This is a genomic window from Deefgea piscis (assembly GCF_019665785.1).
Lineage (GTDB): Bacteria > Pseudomonadota > Gammaproteobacteria > Burkholderiales > Chitinibacteraceae > Deefgea.
Genome location: NZ_CP081149.1, coordinates 686,858 through 704,856, shown reverse-complemented (window position 1 = coordinate 704,856; position 17,999 = coordinate 686,858). Strand labels below are relative to the sequence as shown.

Below are 17,999 nucleotides of genomic sequence, written 5' to 3'. Positions count from 1 at the left end.
TCCGCATTCGCAAAACCTCGTTAGTATGGACCTGTGGCCAGCCAGCGCTCGAGTTGCGGCAAACGATCATTACCCCAAAAGCGCTCGCCCCCCACCATAAAAAATGGCGAGCCAAAGACGCCGCGCGCCTCCGCCATATCGACTTCTGCCTTCACCCGAGCACGGCTACTTGGATTACTGCAGGCTTCGTGGAATTCTTCTGCTGAGATATCCACTTGGCTTGCCAGTGCTTGCAGCTCTTCTAAGATGGCAATGTTTTTGTTTTCGACAAAATAAGCCTTGAGCACCAAGCTGGCAAAAGCCGTACCTTGCTGCGGATCACGATCATGAATGGTGTGAAACAGCCGTGCCGCTTGCTCGGTATTCACTCCGACCAAAGAAGGGGTGTGATAAGCAATGCCATAATAAGCCGCCAAACGCTGGGCATCGCGCTTAATATAATCGGTTCGCATCATATTACCGGCCATTTTCATTCGCTCAAGCGATTGAAAATTATCATTTAAGACAATCGCATGCCAATGACTAGAGCGGCCGTATTTTTCAGCGAGGGGATCGATTAATTGTGAAGCGATATAACCGTATGGCGAAGAAAAATCAAAGTAAAAATCAATGGCCAGCGACATCTTTAGTGTTCCCAGGGTCTGTTGACGTTTGGTTTTCCGCTGCTGGCAACCAAATGTCAACAGACCCTAGTATCGGCGCGTCAGCGGGTAAACTCATTGCCTTAGTTTAGATGCAGAATCAAAATTCGGTAAGCTTTCGCTCGCAATTAAATCATCATCAACACACCAGCGCTTTAAATCAGCGCCCATAAAAAAACCCGCAACATCGCGGGTTTAGTTTTGCTGCTTCAATGCGCTTACTTGAGCAAGTCCAAGATGTCTTTTGCACCCCAATGCGGGAAGTGTTTGCGAACCAGCACATTCAAATCCGCTTCAAAGGCACGCAAGCGTGTTAACTCATCAACTTCGCTACCCACGGCGGCCGTTGCTGGCGCGTGGATCATGCCGGCAGCAGAAGTGGCGTTGCTTAAACGGTCGATGATGATCAAATTGCCCGTACCACGGCATTCGCGGTAGGTATCAAACGCAATCGGCGCGGTCAAATCGATACGCACCAAACCAATCTCATTGAGTTTCAGTTCTTGCACGTTTAGATGATCAAGGCTATTTACATCGATACGATACTGGATGGAGGTAACACGCCCAAAGCATTGTTTACCGCCAAGCTTGACCATATACTCCTTGCCAACCACCAACGGTGTTTCGTTCATCCACACCAAATGCGCATCAAACGCACTACCGACATGCGGCTGCGCATCTTGCGCGCGAACAATCATATCGCCGCGAGAAATATCGATTTCGTCTTCCAGCGTCAATGTGATCGCTTGGCCTGAATATGCGGCTGGCTGCTCGCCCTCATACGTCACAATCGCCTTAACTTTCGATTTTTTGCCTGATGGCAGCGCAATGATTTCGTCACCCGGCAACACATGCCCTGCGGCAATGGTGCCGCAGAAACCACGAAAATCCAGATTCGGGCGATTCACGTATTGCACTGGCAACCGGAAGGCATCGAGCTTGGCGTGTTTATTGATTTGCACGCTTTCGAGCAAGCCCATCAAAGTTTGGCCTTCGTACCAAGGGGTCTTCTCTGACTCATTCACGACGTTATCGCCGCGCAGCGCCGACAATGGCACGAATTCAATGTCTTCAATCGCCAAATCTTTAGCAAAATCCAAATATTGCGTGCGGATTTCGTTGTAACGCGCTTCCGAGAACTCAACCAAGTCCATCTTGTTCACAGCAACGATGACTTGCTTGATACCCAGCAAGGACACAATAAAGCTGTGGCGACGCGTTTGCGTTTGCACGCCGTAACGCGCGTCGATCAAGATAATCGCCAGATCAGACGTTGAAGCACCGGTTGCCATATTGCGCGTGTATTGCTCGTGACCTGGGCAATCGGCGATGATGAATTTGCGTTTTTCAGTACTGAAATAACGGTAAGCGACGTCAATCGTAATGCCCTGCTCGCGCTCGGCTTGCAAGCCATCAACCAGCAGCGCTAAGTCGATTTCTTGGTCGGTGGTGTTAAATTTTTGGCTGTCTTTTTGAATCGCCGCGAGGTGATCTTCAAAAATCAGTTTTGAGTCGTGCAGCAAGCGACCGATCAAAGTCGATTTACCGTCATCCACATTGCCGCAAGTAATAAAACGCAGCATGTCTTTGTTTTCGTGTTGCTTCAAATACGCCAAGATATCGCTGGCGATCAGTTCTGATTGATTTGACATGTGTAAAACCCCGGGAGTGGGGATTGGGGATTGGGGAATCGGAGGAGCTAAGCTCGACTCCCGACTCCCTATTCCCTATTCCCCGATTTTAGAAATAGCCTTCCATTTTTTTCTTTTCCATCGAGCCTGATGAGTCATGGTCAATGGCGCGGCCTTGGCGCTCGGAGGTCGTCGCCAACAACATTTCCTGAATCACTTCAGGCAAAGTCGTTGCTGTAGATTCCACAGCACCGGTCAATGGATAACAGCCCAAGGTACGGAAACGCACCCATTTCTTGCTGATTGTCGCTTTTTGCTCTGGCGTTAGATATTGCAAAATGCGCTCGTCGTCAATCATGATTAGCGAGCCATTGTATTCAACCACTTCGCGCTCTTCCGACAAATACAACGGCACGATCTCGATGTTTTCCATGAAGATGTATTGCCAGATATCGAGCTCAGTCCAATTCGAAATCGGGAATACGCGAATCGATTCACCTTTGTCGACTTTCGAGTTGTAGATATTCCACAGCTCTGGACGCTGATTTTTAGGATCCCAACGATGGTTTTTATCGCGGAAAGAATACACGCGCTCTTTGGCTCGTGATTTTTCTTCGTCACGGCGTGCACCACCAAAAGCCGCATCAAAACCGTATTGATTCAAAGCTTGCTTCAAGCCTTGCGTTTTCATCACATCAGTATGCTTGGCTGAACCCGCAGTAAACGGATTAATCCCAGCCGCAACACCTTCTTGATTCACGTGGGTAATCAAATTCCAGCCGTCTGCAATCTGCTTTTGACGCAGCTTGTACATTTCTTGGAATTTCCAAGTGGTATCAACGTGCATCAAAGGAAACGGTGGTTTGCCCGGCGCAAAGGCTTTTTTGGCTAAATGCAGCATCACGGCAGAATCTTTGCCAATGGAATACAGCATGACGGGGTTTTCAAATTCAGCGGCCACTTCACGAATGATGTGGATCGATTCGGCTTCAAGCTGCTTTAAGTGCGTCAGCCTTGCTTCAGACAAAGTATTCATAGCGCCTACAATCAAGATGATCTGGGAATGGATGAACTGTACGGAATATTAAGCGAATAAAAAAGATCATTTGCTTATATAGATATAATGCCGGGTCAGCATCAATGACATAACTTAATTTTGCGCAGTGCCGTTAACCAAGTCGTACTGAATGTACGGCCTGAGGCGGCGACACTTTCTGATCAAACTTTTGCGCAGAGTCGGCCTGCGTCTGAACTACGCAAGCGAAAAAAAAGGCGAGTCCAGCAAAGCTGAAACTCACCTTGTGCAGTAATTAAACTGCTGACCAAGCTTTACCCATTGGGTTAAAGGTTGGTTTTTGACCACCCCACAATTGCTCAAGGTCATAATAATCACGCACTGCAGGCAACATCACGTGAACAATCAAGCTACCGGCATCAACCAATACCCAATCGCCAGTCTCTTCACCTTCGGTGCTGAGGATTTCATAGCCTTTGGCTTTCAATTCAACGGCCACATTATTAGCCAAAGCGCGAACTTGACGGTTTGATTCACCGGTAGCAACGATCATGCAATCGAATAAATCAGTCAGTGTGGTGGTATCCAAAACTTGGATTTCTTTACCTTTAATATCTTCAAGCGCCAAAACGGCGATATCACGCATTGCGTCGACGTATTCTGTCATTGTATTTCCTTGTAAAAGCTTCATCGCCACCGCCGAAGCTGATTTTTAACCAAATCAGCTACTTACGGCGCAGCATTATAATTTAACGATAAAGCCCACTTTGATCTAACAGGTCGAACACGGGGGTGAGCGCTGAAACATCTTCCCCACGTGATAATAAATCACGCACTTGCGTCGACGAGATAGGCATAAGCGGGCTGGATAATAAACTGATTTTACCCCGAGACAGTGTATTGGTGTTGGCTATTACGTGCCGACTGGCAAATTCTTCTGCTAAATCAGGGCTTAAGCGTGAATTTTCCACGTCAATATCAAACTCTGGCCGCGCTGCGATCAGTAAATGCCCCAAATCCAATAATTCACGCCAAGCATGCCACGTTGGTAAATGCTGCCAAGAGTCGGCCCCGATCAACCAAACCAGCAAAGCTTGCGGATTCTCTGCTTGAATTTCGCGCAAGGTATCAAAAGTGTAACAGTAACCCGTTCGGCGAACTTCTCGATCATCAACCAGTAAACCCGCCTCGCCCGCAGTCGCCGCCCGCACCCATGCTAAACGCTGTGCGGGAGATACTGGCGATATCGGACGATGCGGCGGTAAACCGGTGGGGATTAAGCGTACTTCATTGAGCTGCAATTGATCGCGCATACAGCGCGCCAAAGCCAAATGCCCATAATGAATGGGATCAAACGTACCGCCAAAAATGCCGATTTTTTGCATGCTTAAACTCAATCAGCACTGCGGATGCAGCATCAACAATTGCTGCTCGAGCGCGTCGATTTGCTCGCGCAACGCGAGTAACTCAGCGGGCACGCTCATCAATTAAACTCGAATCTCGCCATCACCAAACACAATCCATTTTTCGCTAGTCAGCCCTTCTAAACCCACCGGACCACGCGCGTGGATTTTGTCGGTTGAGATGCCGATTTCAGCGCCCAAACCATATTCAAAACCATCGGCAAAGCGCGTTGATGCGTTAATCATCACCGAAGCCGAATCCACTTCACGCAAAAATTGTCGTGATTTAGTGTAATTCTCGGTCACGATGGCATCGGTATGATGGCTGCCATAGGTATTGATGTGATCCATCGCCTGATCCAGATCGTCAACAATCCGAATAGCAATAATCGGCGCTAAATATTCGGTACGCCAATCGGCTTCTGTCGCTGCCAAAGCATCTGGCAAAATCGCTTGTGTGGCTAAGCAACCGCGCATTTCTACGCCTTTTTCGCGATAAATAGCGGCAATTTGCGGCAAAATCGTCGCGGCAATGGCTTCATTAACCAGCAGCGTTTCCATGGTATTGCACGGTGCATAACGGTGCGTTTTGGCATTGTCAGCGATACGAACGGCTTTTACTGGATCGGCTTCATTGTCGATATACACATGGCAAATACCGTCCAAATGCTTAATCACCGGCACGCGGGCATCACGGCTAATGCGCTCAATCAAGCCTTTACCGCCGCGTGGGATAATCACGTCGACAAATTCAATCATCGTAATCAGTTCGCCAACCGCAGCGCGATCTGGCGTTTCGATAATTTGCACCGCGCTCGCTGGCAAACCTGCAGCAGATAAACCTTCTTTAACGCAAGCCGCAATCGCTTGATTACAGTTAAATGCTTCACGACCACCGCGTAAAATCGTTGCGTTGCCCGATTTGATACACAGCCCCGCCGCATCCGCAGTCACGTTCGGGCGAGCTTCATAAATAATGCCGATTACACCCAGTGGCACGCGCATTTTGCCGACCTGAATCCCGCTCGGACGATATTTAAAATCACCCATATTGCCGATCGGATCGGGCAAAGCCACCATTTCACGCAAGCCTTGCGCCATTGTGGCGATGGTTTTTGGCGTGAGTTGCAAGCGATCAAGCATTGCCGCATCCAAACCATCGGCACGCGCTTGATCCATATCTTGTTGGTTGGCGGCGAGTAAAAGCGCTGCATCACGCTCGATGGCATCAGCAATCGCATTCAGTGCGGCATTTTTGGCGCCAGTATTGGCTTTGGCCATTAAGCGGCTGGCTGCACGCGCAGCACGGCCAACGTCTTGCATATATTGTTGGATATCCATCGATGACTCCATTAAAGATTTGCTTCAATTGTAGCGGAAAGGCCCTAATCTCACACATACTCGCTGGCAAGTGCGGCAATTGCGGTCAATGCGAGCAATACGAGTGGTTTGTAGCCAGCTGGCTGAGGCGGTCGAACCAAGCCATGTATTCAGCAATGGGTATACGGCCGTTAAATATATTTAACAAAGCTTACCGCTATATACCTGCAATCTATTTCAACCCGCCTGCAGTCTTTAATAACCGCACGTGCTTATAGCGCAGGCAATTGCAAGACGCTCACGCCGACATTGTCCGCTTTTTGGCGATTAAACCAATCGGGGGCCGAGCTTTGTACACCGATCAAGAGTGGACCTTGGTCGGTCGTTAACCAAATCGGCGATCCAGAATCACCCGATAAGGTGTCGCAACGATGAAACAAGGTATTGTTTTGACGAAATTGAGTTAGGCTGCAAGCCAGATGCGCAGTGAGTAATTGATCGTGATCTTCAGCAAAACCGCCTTGATTGAGCTGCATATTCGCCGTTTTAAACGCCTGCTCTAAAGCCGCTCGTTCGCCTTTAAACAAAGGCATTGGCGTGGGTGCCACGCCTTCAACCAGCTTTACTTTTAACCAGGCAATATCGTGTTCAGCCGCTTGCGGCAAGATATACACATCATTGCCTTTGTATTGCAATCCGCGTTTAAACGCCGGGTGAAACACTTGATCGAGTACTTGGTATTTGGCTTGATATTCGCCCTGATGAAAACCAGCTTTAAACCATAAACCAGCATCGGGTTTACGCGCTTCCATCATAAAGCAGTGCGCCGCAGTCACCGCTAAATCAGAAGCCACCAAGGTGGCAGTGCAGTTGTAATCATTTTTGGTGGTGAGCTGGCCAATCGCAGCAAACGGCGCTGGATACGGCGCTGGAATCACCAAGCGGTCATCCGTGCCAAAAAATAAAATCTGCTGCTGCCGAGAGAGTTCGGGATTTTGTTTGTCTGGCATACTCGCAGCACGCACAAATTCGGCAACCGGCACACTCGCTATCGGTTTGGCGGGATTCAATCGCGGAGGATTGAACGCCAGCGCCACGGCACCGATCAGCGTGCAGGCAGTCACTGTTAAGCCCAATGCAACGGCGATTTTTTCTTCAATGATCATATCAGTCCAATCCACAATGCAAAAAGGGACGCTAGCGCGTCCCCTTTGTTTACAACGATGCGGCTAATTATTTAGCTGCAACAGTTGAAGCTTTAGAAGCTACAGCAGAAGCTTTTTTAGATTGTGCTTTTTGAGCAGCAGAAGCTTTAGAAGCTACAGCAGAGGCTTTTTTAGATTGTGCTTTTTGAGCAGCAGAAGCTTTAGAAGCTACGGCAGACGCTTTTTTAGATTGAGCTTTTTGAGCAGCAGAAGCTACAGAAGCACCAGAAGCTTTTTTAGCTTGTGCTTTTTGTGCAGCAGAAGCTACAGAAGCGCCAGAAGCTTTTTTAGCTTGTGCTTTTTGTGCAGCAGAAGCTACAGAAGCGCCAGAAGCTTTTTTAGCTTGTGCTTTTTGTGCAGCAGAAGCTACAGAAGCGCCAGAAGCTTTTTTAGCTTGAGCTTTTTGTGCAGCAGAAGCTACAGAAGCGCCAGAAGCTTTTTTAGCTTGGGCTTTTTGTGCAGCAGAAGCTACAGAAGCGCCAGAAGCTTTTTTAGCTTGAGCTTTTTGAGCAGCAGAAGCTACAGAAGCGCCAGAAGCTTTTTTAGCTTGTGCTTTTTGAGCAGCAGAAGCTACAGAAGCGCCAGAAGCTTTTTTAGCTTGTGCTTTTTGTACAGTCGATGCTTTTTGTGCAGTAGAAGCTTTCTTAGCGTGTTTCTCAACTTTCACTTCTTTTACTGCAGAAGCAGAAGAAGCTGGCGCAGCAGCGATAGCAACAGTAGAAGACAAAACAGCAGCTGCAACGATAGCGAGGAATTTGTTCATTTTGATCATCTCTTAAAATTGGGTTAGCTGGATGTGTATCGCAGCTTTGACGGAACGGATTATGCGTTGGGCGTACTAAAGAGAGAAGTGGACCTTGGTTGCGTCTTGTAACTGAAAGTACGTAGTTAAATTACATTGCTTACAAGTCGAGTCGTAAAGCCGTTGGCCACGCCAAAATAATCCGCGCGCCCCCTGCTGGCGCACTCTCAATACTCACCTGCCCACCATGACCGCGCAAAATCATCGCTACAATCGCTAAACCCAAACCAAAACCACCGGTGGCTTTATTACGGCTGCCTTCCATTCGCGTAAAGGGTTGCAATAAACGACTGCGTTGTTCCTCTGGAATGCCCTCGCCATTATCATCAATCAGTAATTGCGCCATGCCGTCATGCCATTTGAGCGTCATCACAATGGTATCGCCACCATAACGGCGGGCATTACTTAAAACATTACTCACCGCACGGCCAAAGTAATAACTATCCATCTCTAGATACGGATCAATTGAATCAGTCTGATTGATGATCTGTGGCGCTTTGCCGCTCAAGCTTAACTCTGCGGCGATTTTACCCAACCAAGGCAACATTGCCTGCGGCTGGATATTCATCTGCATTTGCGGGCTATCCAAGCTCGACATCGTTAGCCATTCTTCGATCAAGGCATCAATCTGCCCTAAATCGCGCTCTAATGCGGCCACTTGCGGGCCGCTGTCGGCGCCAGATTTGATGGCCTCTAAGCGATAACGCATCCGCGCTAAGGGCGTGCGCAAATCATGCGAGACCGCATCAATCATGGCCCGCCGCGAAGTCGTTAGCTGCTCAACGTCTTGCGCCATACTATTAAAGGTCACCCCCAAAGAAGCCAAGGCCGAACTTTCATCGAGTTTGACTCGGGCAGCAAAATCCCCCTGCCCTACGCGGCGACTTTGTTGAATGATTTGCAATAAATCACGCCAAAATGGCCGCAACCAAAGCCAAGTTGGCAAGCCCAGCGCCGCCCCCATCATCAATAAGGCCAAGAAATCGAGCCAAGAAATATTATCCAAATCGGTCAAAAATGGAATCGGCCCCAACACCACCATTTGATCGGTTTTGTGAATCCGATGAATATAAAGCCCTTTATCGAGCAATAAAATAATATCGCCCTTTTCTAAAGACTTTTGATTCTCTGCGCTTAAGCTATATTCGCCGAGCTTTTCAATTTGCACCGGCACCGGCAATTTACCGCGCAAACGCGATGCTTCGTCATGCCATAAAGACGGCGGCAAATCACCGAGTTCTTCTTCAATAATCGACACCGTCGATTTAAAAATATCAGTGAGGTAACGCTGATTAGTGCGCTCGATGAGCTGCTTATAAATGCCGCCAATGAGTAAAGACGTGGCTAAAAAACACACGACAACGGTCAAATAAAATCGCAAAAAAACTTGGCGCATGAAAAATCCGAGGGGCGAAATATTAGAATATGGCTAGAACAACCTCACCACAGAGGCACAGAGACGCAGAGGAAAAACAAAAGACATCTTTGAACAAAATCAGTTTTGGTTTCGCTACAGCACCCAATCTAATGGTTTTCTCTGTGTCTCTGTGCCTCTGTGGTAAATCGTTTTTTTACCCTCGTATTTAGAATAAACATGAGGGTATATGATTACTCGTCTTGCCAGATATCACTCGCAAACAAATACCCTTTGTTTCGGATGGTTTTGATTTTGCGGGGGTCAATCGGATCATCGTCGAGTTTTTTACGTAAGCGCGAAATCGCCACATCCATACTGCGATCAAGGCCATCGTATTCAATACCGCGCAGTTTTTTCAGCAAATGATCACGGCTTAAAATCTCGCCGGCGTGGCTGGCCAATTCCCACAGCAAATCAAAATCACTGCTCGACAAACCCATTTGCTCGCCGCGATACACCGCGCTGCGATTGCGCGCATCAATTTGTAAACGACCAAAGTTAAGCCGTGATTGATCTTGCACTGGCACCGCCGCCAACAAACTGCCACTACCGGCGTGGCGTAAATGGGAACGAATCCGCGCTAATAGCACTGAAGGCGGCGTGGTTTTGACCACGTAATCGGTCGCGCCGATTTCAAAGCCCAAAATCTGATTCATATCGCTATTGAGCGAGGTGAGCAGCACAATCGGCCCAGTATAAAATTCACGCAGTTCGCGGCAAATGGTCAAACCATCTTTGCCGGGCAACATAATATCGAGCAAAATCAAATCAGGGGGATTGGCTTTCACATTGTCATTCACCCCTAAACCATCGCCGAGTACTTCGACGGTAAACTCAAACGAGCGCAAAAAACCGCCAATCAATTCGGCCAATTCAGCGTCGTCTTCAACAAATAATACTCGGGTACTCATTGTTTATCCTTTGTCTTACCTTGGGCAGTCATGCCCGAATCACAGAATCAATTGCCACGCGTAGCGCAGCCAGATCGAAACGATCGCAATGCAAAATATGCCGTTCTAGTTGTCCATTACGGCGCACATCACAGCCAGCCCAATCAACACCAATCAATTCACAACCCTCGGGTAGCTGGGTATTCTGAATGAGTGCGGCTTCATCGGCCAAACTCAGCTGTGCTGCAGTCTCCCACTCATCCCCTTCGATCCAGCCCATTTTGCCAAATCCGGCGATATAGCGCGCTCGGCGCGGCCATAAACGCCACACCGAAAAATCTGCCATCGCCAAATAGCTGGCTAATTGCGGATTTTGCCGCGCCAAGCGCGCCACCAGCAATGGATCATCCGGCACTGGCTGTAAATCACCCAAAATCGTCAACCGAGCACCCGATAATGTGGCGCTTGGCTCATGAACTAAAAAGCTGACTTTTTCATCCAATAAAACATTTTGCGTATGCTCAGCCAAACGGCTTATTACTAGCACAATACGTCCAGCCTCATCCAATACAAACGGTAGCCATGAAGCATGTGGATAGCCGGGCAGCACCAGCGATTGCGTCGCCAATACACCATGCTGAGTTTGCCGCAATAAGGCGAGCGCCGATGAAAACAAGGCCGATGATTGAGTCATAATGAGGTGTGCGCTCGATGGGGATTCATCGGCAACGATTTTATACTAAAAAAAGCTGCAATTTGAAAAGCAGCAGCAATCAACGCCAGCAGCCACACACAAAACAAAAGGGTATTTAACGCCAGGCTTTTTAAAATAAGCTCTAGCGTTAAATACCCATTATTATTTTATATACAAAGCTACGCAATACAGTGGCTCAATTGCCAAAATCTTTGTTTTAAGACAATTTAATCAAAGTCGACTTCAACTCGGTGTATTTTTCTAATGCGTGTAGCGATTTATCGCGGCCATTGCCCGATTGCTTATAGCCACCAAAAGGCAGATTCATATCCCCGCCTTCGTCGTAGCAATTAATCCATACGGTACCGGCGCGTAGTTGCTTGGCCATACAGTGCGCGGTATTTAAGTCGCGTGTCCACACCGCAGCAGCCAAACCATATTCACTATCATTGGCAATGGCAATCGCTTCATCTGGCGTATCAAACACGATCACCGTACACACCGGGCCAAAGATTTCTTCGCGCGCTATGCGCGCTGATGCGCTGGCTTTAAAAATGGCGGGAGTAATAAACCAGCCCGTTGCCGCCGGCACCGCTTCGCCACCGCCCAACCATTCGGCCTCTTGCTTACCGATATCAATCCAAGCCAACACTTTTTGGTATTGGATCTCATCAACGATGGCGCCCATTCTGGTTGCCGGATCGAGTGGATTGGCTGGCGCGTAATCCGTAGCGGCGGCTTGCAAGGCAGCCATAAACTCAGGGTAAATCGCCTTTTGCACCAAAACTCGCGAGCCAGCGGAGCACATTTCGCCTTGGTTATAAAAAATCCCACCCGCTGCAGCCGCGGCGGCAGCGCCCACATCGGTGCAATCGGCCAAAATAATATTCGGCGATTTGCCGCCCAACTCGAGCCAAACGCGCTTTAAATTACTCTGTGCTGCCGCCTGCATAATCGCTTTGCCCACCGCCGTTGAGCCGGTAAAAGTAATGCAATCCACGTCGAGATGCTCAGCCAATAAGCGCCCGGTTTCAGCAGCACCCGGTAGCACTTGCAACACACCATCAGGCAGCCCCGCTGTTTTGGCTAAAGCGGCAATATAAATTGCTGTTAATGGCGATTTTTCGGATGGTTTTAAAATCACCGAATTGCCCATGGCCAAGGCGGGAGCGATTTTCCAGCTGCTCATCAACAGTGGAAAATTCCAAGGTACTACCGCAGCGACCACGCCCACTGGCTCTCGGGTCACCATACCCAGCATATTGCCCGCCACGGGCACCACCTCACCACCGACTTTATCAATCGCTTCAGCAAACCACTGAATGCAATACGCGCTACCCGCAATATCCACCGCCAAAGCGTCCGAAATCGGTTTGCCGGTGTCGAGTGTTTCTAGCAGCGCCAACTCATCGGCGTGCTCGCGAATCAAAGCGGCTAAACGTAGCAAAATACCTTTGCGCGCGGCAGGCGCTAAGCCCGCCCAACGCTGATCATTAAACGCGGCGCGTGCCGCACGCACCGCCGTATTTACTTCAATGTCCGAGCACAGACTCACTGCGGTCAAAACCTGCCGCGTCGCTGGATTAATACAAGGAAAAGTACTCGCTGTTTGGCAATACACGCCATCAATAAATGCACGCCCTTCAAACTGCAACTGCGCGGCGAGCGCCGACCAATCTTGTTGAGTTTTTGCCATGATTTAATCTCTTTGAAGTGGCTGAATCAACGCGGCAATGCGGCAGTGCCAGCGTGATTTAGATCTAGCAGCGCAGCCGGGTGAACTCGAGTTATTTTCAGTGGTATCAATCAAATATTGCATCCAGCCACTGGGTAAAACCAAAGCTAGCTGACTTTTAGCATACACCATAGCTAGAAACCGACCTTGGAAAAGGCAATTACCTAGCTACACTCTAAGTAAGCTCATTAAAAATAATCATCGCCATTGCGCGCCAAGGTGAATCAGATGTTGATCGGCATACCGAAAGAAATTAAAAATCACGAATATCGGGTTGGACTTACTCCCAGTGGGGTGAAAGAACTCGTCAAACACGGCCATCAAGTGTTAATCCAGCAATACGCAGGCGACGCGGTGGGTTTTACCGCGCACCATTACATCGGCGCAGGCGCGCAGATTGTCGATTCGGCACAAGAAATTTATCAACGCGCCGAGATGATTATCAAAGTCAAAGAGCCACAAGCGAGCGAAATTGCCCTACTTCGGCCCGGGCAGATCCTGTTTACTTATCTGCACTTAGCTGCCGATCCCGAGCAAACCCAAGGCTTGCTGGCCAGCGAATGCATTGCCATTGCCTATGAAACCGTCACCGATTCACGCGGGGGTTTGCCATTATTGGCACCGATGTCTGAAGTCGCTGGGCGAATGTCGATTCAAGCAGGCGCGCACTGCCTAGAAAAAACCCAAGGCGGCTCAGGGATTTTACTCAGTGGCGTACCCGGCGTCGCACCCGCCAATGTAATCGTACTCGGCGGTGGCGTGGTGGGGATCAATGCCGCCAGAATGGCGCTGGGTTTAGGTGCCAATGTGTCGCTATTTGATGTGTCATTAGCGCGCCTCAAAGAGCTAGACGCTCAATATGGTCCACAACTGACTACGCTGTTTTCGACCACCGACGCGATCGAAGTGGCACTGGCGAGTGCCGATTTAGTGATCGGTGCAGTGTTAATCCCTGGTGCTGCCGCGCCAAAATTAATCTCGCGGCAAATGCTCAAGCTAATGAAACCGGGATCGGTGTTAGTCGACGTGGCGATTGATCAAGGCGGCTGCTTTGAAACCTCTCACGCCACCACGCATGAGTCGCCAACGTATGTTGTCGATAACGTAATTCATTATTGCGTCGCCAATATGCCCGGCGGCGTAGCGCGAACCGCCACCTTGGCGCTAACCAATGCCACCTTACCGTTTGCGCTGGCTTTGGCTAATAAAGGTTGGCAGCGCGCCTTGCAAGATGATCCGCATTTACGCAATGGCCTCAATATCTGCCGTGGCAAGCTCACTTATGCTGCGGTGGCGCGTGATTTGGAGCTGGATTACACCCCGAGCGAACAACTGTTAGCCACATTGATTTAAATATAAAGAGATCGTTATGGGTCTACCCATCATTGGTATTGTTTGCTGCCGCTGGCGCCTAGAAAGTGGCCATTTTTATCATTTAGTCGGAGAAAAATACCTCGCCGCCATTGCCGGAACCGGTGGGCTACCGCTGTTGATTCCCGCCTTAGGCGCTCGTGATCACGCGCAAATTCTAGCGTTGGTCGACGGGCTGCTGTTTACCGGTAGCAATAGCAATATTGAACCCGAGCATTATGGCGGAACGCCCTTAGCCGATGATTTTAATGACGCAGCGCGCGACGCCACCACGCTGCCCTTTATTCGCGCCGCCATTGCGGCCCACATCCCGATTTTGGGCTTATGCCGTGGGGCGCAAGAAATCAATGTCGCTTTCGGTGGCAGCCTGCATCAACAAATTCAAACGCTAGATCAAATGCTCGATCACCGCGAACCCGAAGGGGATATCGACACCATGTATGGTTTCGCCCACCCGATCGAGCTGGTGCCTAACGGCTTACTTCACCGCCTATATGGACAGCAACAGGCGATGGTCAACTCGCTGCATCAACAAGGTGTCAAACAATTAGGGCACGGTTTAGTCGCCGAGGCGATTGCGCCAGACGGTTTAATCGAAGCGTTTCGCTTGGCCGACGCGCCAAGTTTTAATCTGGCGGTGCAGTGGCATCCGGAATGGCAATACGCCGACAACCCACTGTCGATGGCGATCTTTAACGCTTTTGCTGCCGCCTGCCAAGCGCATTACCAACATAAACATTTCGCTTAAACGGGCAAGATAATCCGCCCCCACCCAAGCGCAGCACTTTTGTTTGAAGGAATGATGATGAGCTTAATTAGCGAATGGCTGCGCGAGCGGCGAATCACCGAAGTGGAATGCGTGACCCCAGACTTTACTGGGATTGCTCGCGGCAAAATCGTTCCGCGCGAGAAGTTTAACGAAGACGACGGCATGCGCTTGCCGCAAGTGGTGCTGGTGCAAACCGTAACCGGTGAATACGCCGACGGCATTACCCCCAGTACCGATCCCGATATGGTGCTGATTCCCGATCCGAATACCATTCGCCTAGTGCCTTGGGCCAAAGACCCGGTGGCGCAAGTGATTCATGATTGTTTTCATTTTGACGGCACACCCGTTGAGCTATCACCCCGCTATGTGTTGCGGCGGGTATTAAAGCTCTACGAAGATCGCGGCTGGGAGCCAGTGGTTGCCCCCGAAATGGAGTTTTATCTGGTCGATATTAATCGCGACCCCGACCTGCCCTTACAACCGCCGCTAGGACGAACTGGCCGGCCCGAAACCGGACGCAAAGCGTATTCGATTGATGCGGTGAATGAATATGATGATTTATTTGAAGACGTGTATGACTATTGCGATGCGCAAGGTTTGCAAATCGACACCTTGATTCACGAAGTCGGCGCTTGCCAAATGGAGATCAATTTCTTGCATGGCAACGCCTTAGAACTCGCTGATCAGATTTTTTTATTTAAACGCACCGTACGCGAAGCGGCGATTCGCCATCAAATGTATGCCACCTTTATGGCCAAACCGATGGAGCACGAGCCCGGCTCGGCCATGCATATTCATATGAGTGTGGTCGATAAAACCAGCGGTAAAAATATTTACTCCAATGACGACGGGCAACCGAGCACGGTGTTTTATCAATCGATCGCTGGCATGCAAAAATACTTTCCGGCGGTGATTTCGCTCTTTGCGCCGTTTGTGAATAGCTATCGCCGTCTCACTCGCTATTACGCCGCCCCGATCAATGTGCAATGGGGTTTTGATAACCGCACTTGCGGCATTCGCATTCCGTATTCCACCCCTGCAGCACGGCGAATTGAAAACCGCGTTCCGGGGGTCGATTGCAATCCCTACTTGGCTTTGGCCGCGACTTTGGCCTGCGCCTATTTGGGTATTGTCGAACAACTCGAACCGACCGAGCCGCTCACGGGCGACGCATATAGCCTGCCATTTGCCTTTGCCAGAGAGCTAGAAGGTGCGATCAACCAATTGGCCGAATGCGCGCCGATTGCCGAGGTGCTCGGTGAAAAATTCATCAAAGCGTATTGCGCCGTCAAACAATCTGAATATATCGAATACGCCAAAGTGATCAGCCCGTGGGAGCGTAAACATTTGCTACTGCATGTTTGAATATTTAAATTTATTAAAAATAGATGATTAACGCTAATTACACAGAGTACATATAAATTGACATGGAATATATTAAAAATACAGTGACTAAATTAATTTTACAATGGTTTGTGCTACAAACCCAAACCATTTAAGGGCTATCCACGGAATAACGAGCAAGGATAAACCAATGAAAAATCTTCCCTTTAAACAGCAATTTTACATATTGCTTGCTGCTGTTTTGACCAGTTTATTATTACTCTCAATTTGGTCCTATCAGACCATGCGTACAGTAATGATTAATGGAGATCTTTACCATAAAATTGACGACAACAGCAATTTAATCGCCGACATTTTGCCGCCACCACAATACATCATTGAGGCCTATTTACTGTCACACCAATTAAGTGAAACTAGCCCTCCATCCACCGAGCTAATCAATCGATTTAAAACAATTAAAAATGAATTCTATCGAGGACAAGCACACTGGAAAGAAAGTAATCTACCACCCAATATACTCAATAGCCTAACTCAATCTATTTTTCAGCCTGCTGATGCCTTTTATAAAGAAGCCGAACAAGTTTTAATTCCAGCTCTAGAAAGCAAAAATCAAGTAAAAATTGCTGCGGCAAAAACGCGATTAGATCAACTCTATAAGCAACATCGTTTAGCTGTGGATGAACTGGTACCGATTCTCAAACAACAACAGCAACAATTAGAAGATCAAGCCAAAACATTGGTCAATAAATCATTACTTGGACTGTTAATCATCAGCTTTGGCTTGCTGATTGTGATCACTATCATTGCACTATATGTTATGAATTCTTTATTTAATTTACTTGGCAGTGAGCCAAGAGTTGCCTCAGTGATTGTCCGAGAGATTGCTTCTGGCAATTTGGCAGTGTCAATTCATTTAAAAAAGAATGATCAATCGAGTATTTTGTATCACTTGCAACAAATGACCGAAAAACTCAATCACGTTTTACACAATATTCGTAATAATTCTGCCACGCTGGTTAATTCAGCCGAGCAAATCGCGGATGCAGCTGAAGCATTAAGTCAAAATACGATTTCCGAAGTCACTAACGTTGAAGAAACACGATTGGCAATCAAAGAAATTAATCACTCACTCACCCTTTGCGCTACAAATGCGGTCACCTGCACGGACATCGCCCAACAATCATCAAACGATGCAACAACTGGTGAAGAGGCCGTCAGAAAAACAGCGCTCGCCATGGAGCAAGTTGCAACCAAAATCCACATCATTGACGATATCGCCTATCAAACCAATATATTGGCGCTCAATGCGGCAATTGAAGCAGCCAGAGCCGGCAATCATGGCAAAGGCTTTGCCGTTGTCGCCTCTGAGGTACGTAAGCTAGCGGAGCGAAGCCAAATCGCCGCCAAAGAAATCAGCGATATTACTGATAGCAGTGTGCTGCAATCCACACAGGCCGGTAAATTGCTCAGTAAAATCAAACCCGCAACGATAGACACTGCCGAGCTGATACAAGCCATCAGTAGTGCCACGAATATGCAAACCCAGAGCATAAATGAAATTAGCCTTACGGTAGATCAACTATCCGCCGCAACGCAAATCAACGCGGCAGCATCAGAAGAACTGGCTGCAACGGCTGATGAAATGAATACTCAAGCCGTACAGTTACAAGAATTGATTCGATTTTTTCATGTCCGAGAGCCGCAATAAAGCCTGTGTTTTTAACATCCAAAGTTAAAAAGCCAAATTCCTTTGCCTATCTCG

The 17,999-nt window shown here is 48.6% G+C and carries 16 protein-coding genes; 4 read left to right on the top strand and 12 right to left on the bottom strand.

Annotated elements, in window-relative coordinates; translation table 11 throughout:
- Positions 1-20 precede the first annotated feature (20 nt).
- The 12 genes from K4H25_RS03385 to K4H25_RS03330 all read right to left on the bottom strand — a co-directional run bounded on the left by K4H25_RS03385 (position 21) and on the right by K4H25_RS03330 (position 12,714).
- Positions 21-623 (bottom strand): 2-hydroxychromene-2-carboxylate isomerase, encoded by a 603-nt coding sequence (locus tag K4H25_RS03385; protein WP_173533056.1) that lies wholly within the window; start codon positions 621-623, stop codon positions 21-23.
- Positions 624-859: 236 nt separating this feature from the next.
- On the bottom strand, positions 860-2,293 hold the full coding sequence (gene cysN, locus K4H25_RS03380; protein WP_221022014.1) for a sulfate adenylyltransferase subunit CysN: 1,434 nt from the start codon (positions 2,291-2,293) through the stop codon (positions 860-862).
- An 88-nt stretch (positions 2,294-2,381) separates the two neighbouring features.
- Positions 2,382-3,308 (bottom strand): sulfate adenylyltransferase subunit CysD, encoded by a 927-nt coding sequence (gene cysD / locus K4H25_RS03375; RefSeq protein ID WP_255587977.1) that lies wholly within the window; start codon positions 3,306-3,308, stop codon positions 2,382-2,384.
- A 274-nt stretch (positions 3,309-3,582) separates the two neighbouring features.
- A complete protein-coding gene (gene rsfS, locus K4H25_RS03370) occupies positions 3,583-3,954 on the bottom strand; it encodes a ribosome silencing factor (RefSeq protein ID WP_173533053.1) in 372 nt (123 codons plus the stop codon).
- A gap of 82 nt (positions 3,955-4,036) precedes the next feature.
- Positions 4,037-4,672, bottom strand: a complete 636-nt coding sequence (gene nadD / locus K4H25_RS03365; RefSeq protein ID WP_221022013.1) for a nicotinate-nucleotide adenylyltransferase — start codon at positions 4,670-4,672, stop codon at positions 4,037-4,039.
- A gap of 102 nt (positions 4,673-4,774) precedes the next feature.
- On the bottom strand, positions 4,775-6,031 hold the full coding sequence (locus K4H25_RS03360; RefSeq protein WP_221022012.1) for a glutamate-5-semialdehyde dehydrogenase: 1,257 nt from the start codon (positions 6,029-6,031) through the stop codon (positions 4,775-4,777).
- Positions 6,032-6,282: 251 nt separating this feature from the next.
- Entirely contained in the window at positions 6,283-7,176 is an 894-nt protein-coding gene (locus K4H25_RS03355) for a trypsin-like serine peptidase (protein ID WP_221022011.1), read from the bottom strand.
- Between the two features lie 67 nt (positions 7,177-7,243).
- The gene (locus tag K4H25_RS03350) at positions 7,244-7,978 is read right to left on the bottom strand and encodes a hypothetical protein (protein ID WP_221022010.1); all 735 of its coding nucleotides are present in this window, start codon (positions 7,976-7,978) and stop codon (positions 7,244-7,246) included.
- A gap of 139 nt (positions 7,979-8,117) precedes the next feature.
- On the bottom strand, positions 8,118-9,413 hold the full coding sequence (locus tag K4H25_RS03345; protein WP_221022009.1) for an ATP-binding protein: 1,296 nt from the start codon (positions 9,411-9,413) through the stop codon (positions 8,118-8,120).
- Between the two features lie 212 nt (positions 9,414-9,625).
- Positions 9,626-10,345, bottom strand: coding sequence for a two-component system response regulator RstA (gene rstA, locus K4H25_RS03340; protein WP_173533046.1), 720 nt, complete (start codon positions 10,343-10,345; stop codon positions 9,626-9,628).
- Between the two features lie 28 nt (positions 10,346-10,373).
- Entirely contained in the window at positions 10,374-11,018 is a 645-nt protein-coding gene (locus tag K4H25_RS03335) for a HugZ family pyridoxamine 5'-phosphate oxidase (protein WP_221022008.1), read from the bottom strand.
- Between the two features lie 217 nt (positions 11,019-11,235).
- Positions 11,236-12,714 (bottom strand): aldehyde dehydrogenase family protein, encoded by a 1,479-nt coding sequence (locus K4H25_RS03330; protein WP_221022007.1) that lies wholly within the window; start codon positions 12,712-12,714, stop codon positions 11,236-11,238.
- 267 nt (positions 12,715-12,981) lie between these two features.
- On the opposite strand from K4H25_RS03330, the gene ald reads away from it, so the two are divergent.
- From ald to K4H25_RS03310, 4 genes are all read left to right on the top strand, one after another.
- Positions 12,982-14,106, top strand: a complete 1,125-nt coding sequence (gene ald / locus K4H25_RS03325) for an alanine dehydrogenase (RefSeq protein ID WP_221022006.1) — start codon at positions 12,982-12,984, stop codon at positions 14,104-14,106.
- Between the two features lie 16 nt (positions 14,107-14,122).
- Positions 14,123-14,872, top strand: a complete 750-nt coding sequence (locus tag K4H25_RS03320) for a gamma-glutamyl-gamma-aminobutyrate hydrolase family protein (protein ID WP_221022005.1) — start codon at positions 14,123-14,125, stop codon at positions 14,870-14,872.
- A gap of 57 nt (positions 14,873-14,929) precedes the next feature.
- Entirely contained in the window at positions 14,930-16,258 is a 1,329-nt protein-coding gene (locus tag K4H25_RS03315) for a glutamine synthetase family protein (protein WP_221022861.1), read from the top strand.
- Positions 16,259-16,532: 274 nt separating this feature from the next.
- Entirely contained in the window at positions 16,533-17,945 is a 1,413-nt protein-coding gene (locus tag K4H25_RS03310) for a methyl-accepting chemotaxis protein (protein ID WP_221022004.1), read from the top strand.
- Positions 17,946-17,999: the final 54 nt, after the last annotated feature.

Bases quoted from the DNA above. Each gene is read 5' to 3' on its own strand.
- K4H25_RS03345 (WP_221022009.1), bottom strand. From the start codon at position 9,413: ATGCGCCAAGTTTTTTTGCGATTTTATTTGACCGTTGTCGTGTGTTTT.
- cysN (WP_221022014.1), bottom strand. From the start codon at position 2,293: ATGTCAAATCAATCAGAACTGATCGCCAGCGATATCTTGGCGTATTTG.
- K4H25_RS03320 (WP_221022005.1), top strand. From the start codon at position 14,123: ATGGGTCTACCCATCATTGGTATTGTTTGCTGCCGCTGGCGCCTAGAA.
- K4H25_RS03355 (WP_221022011.1), bottom strand. From the start codon at position 7,176: ATGATCATTGAAGAAAAAATCGCCGTTGCATTGGGCTTAACAGTGACT.
- nadD (WP_221022013.1), bottom strand. From the start codon at position 4,672: ATGCAAAAAATCGGCATTTTTGGCGGTACGTTTGATCCCATTCATTAT.
- K4H25_RS03335 (WP_221022008.1), bottom strand. From the start codon at position 11,018: ATGACTCAATCATCGGCCTTGTTTTCATCGGCGCTCGCCTTATTGCGG.
- K4H25_RS03330 (WP_221022007.1), bottom strand. From the start codon at position 12,714: ATGGCAAAAACTCAACAAGATTGGTCGGCGCTCGCCGCGCAGTTGCAG.
- rsfS (WP_173533053.1), bottom strand. From the start codon at position 3,954: ATGACAGAATACGTCGACGCAATGCGTGATATCGCCGTTTTGGCGCTT.
- K4H25_RS03360 (WP_221022012.1), bottom strand. From the start codon at position 6,031: ATGGATATCCAACAATATATGCAAGACGTTGGCCGTGCTGCGCGTGCA.
- K4H25_RS03350 (WP_221022010.1), bottom strand. From the start codon at position 7,978: ATGAACAAATTCCTCGCTATCGTTGCAGCTGCTGTTTTGTCTTCTACT.
- K4H25_RS03385 (WP_173533056.1), bottom strand. From the start codon at position 623: ATGTCGCTGGCCATTGATTTTTACTTTGATTTTTCTTCGCCATACGGT.
- rstA (WP_173533046.1), bottom strand. From the start codon at position 10,345: ATGAGTACCCGAGTATTATTTGTTGAAGACGACGCTGAATTGGCCGAA.
- cysD (WP_255587977.1), bottom strand. From the start codon at position 3,308: ATGAATACTTTGTCTGAAGCAAGGCTGACGCACTTAAAGCAGCTTGAA.
- K4H25_RS03315 (WP_221022861.1), top strand. From the start codon at position 14,930: ATGAGCTTAATTAGCGAATGGCTGCGCGAGCGGCGAATCACCGAAGTG.
- ald (WP_221022006.1), top strand. From the start codon at position 12,982: ATGTTGATCGGCATACCGAAAGAAATTAAAAATCACGAATATCGGGTT.
- K4H25_RS03310 (WP_221022004.1), top strand. From the start codon at position 16,533: ATGATTAATGGAGATCTTTACCATAAAATTGACGACAACAGCAATTTA.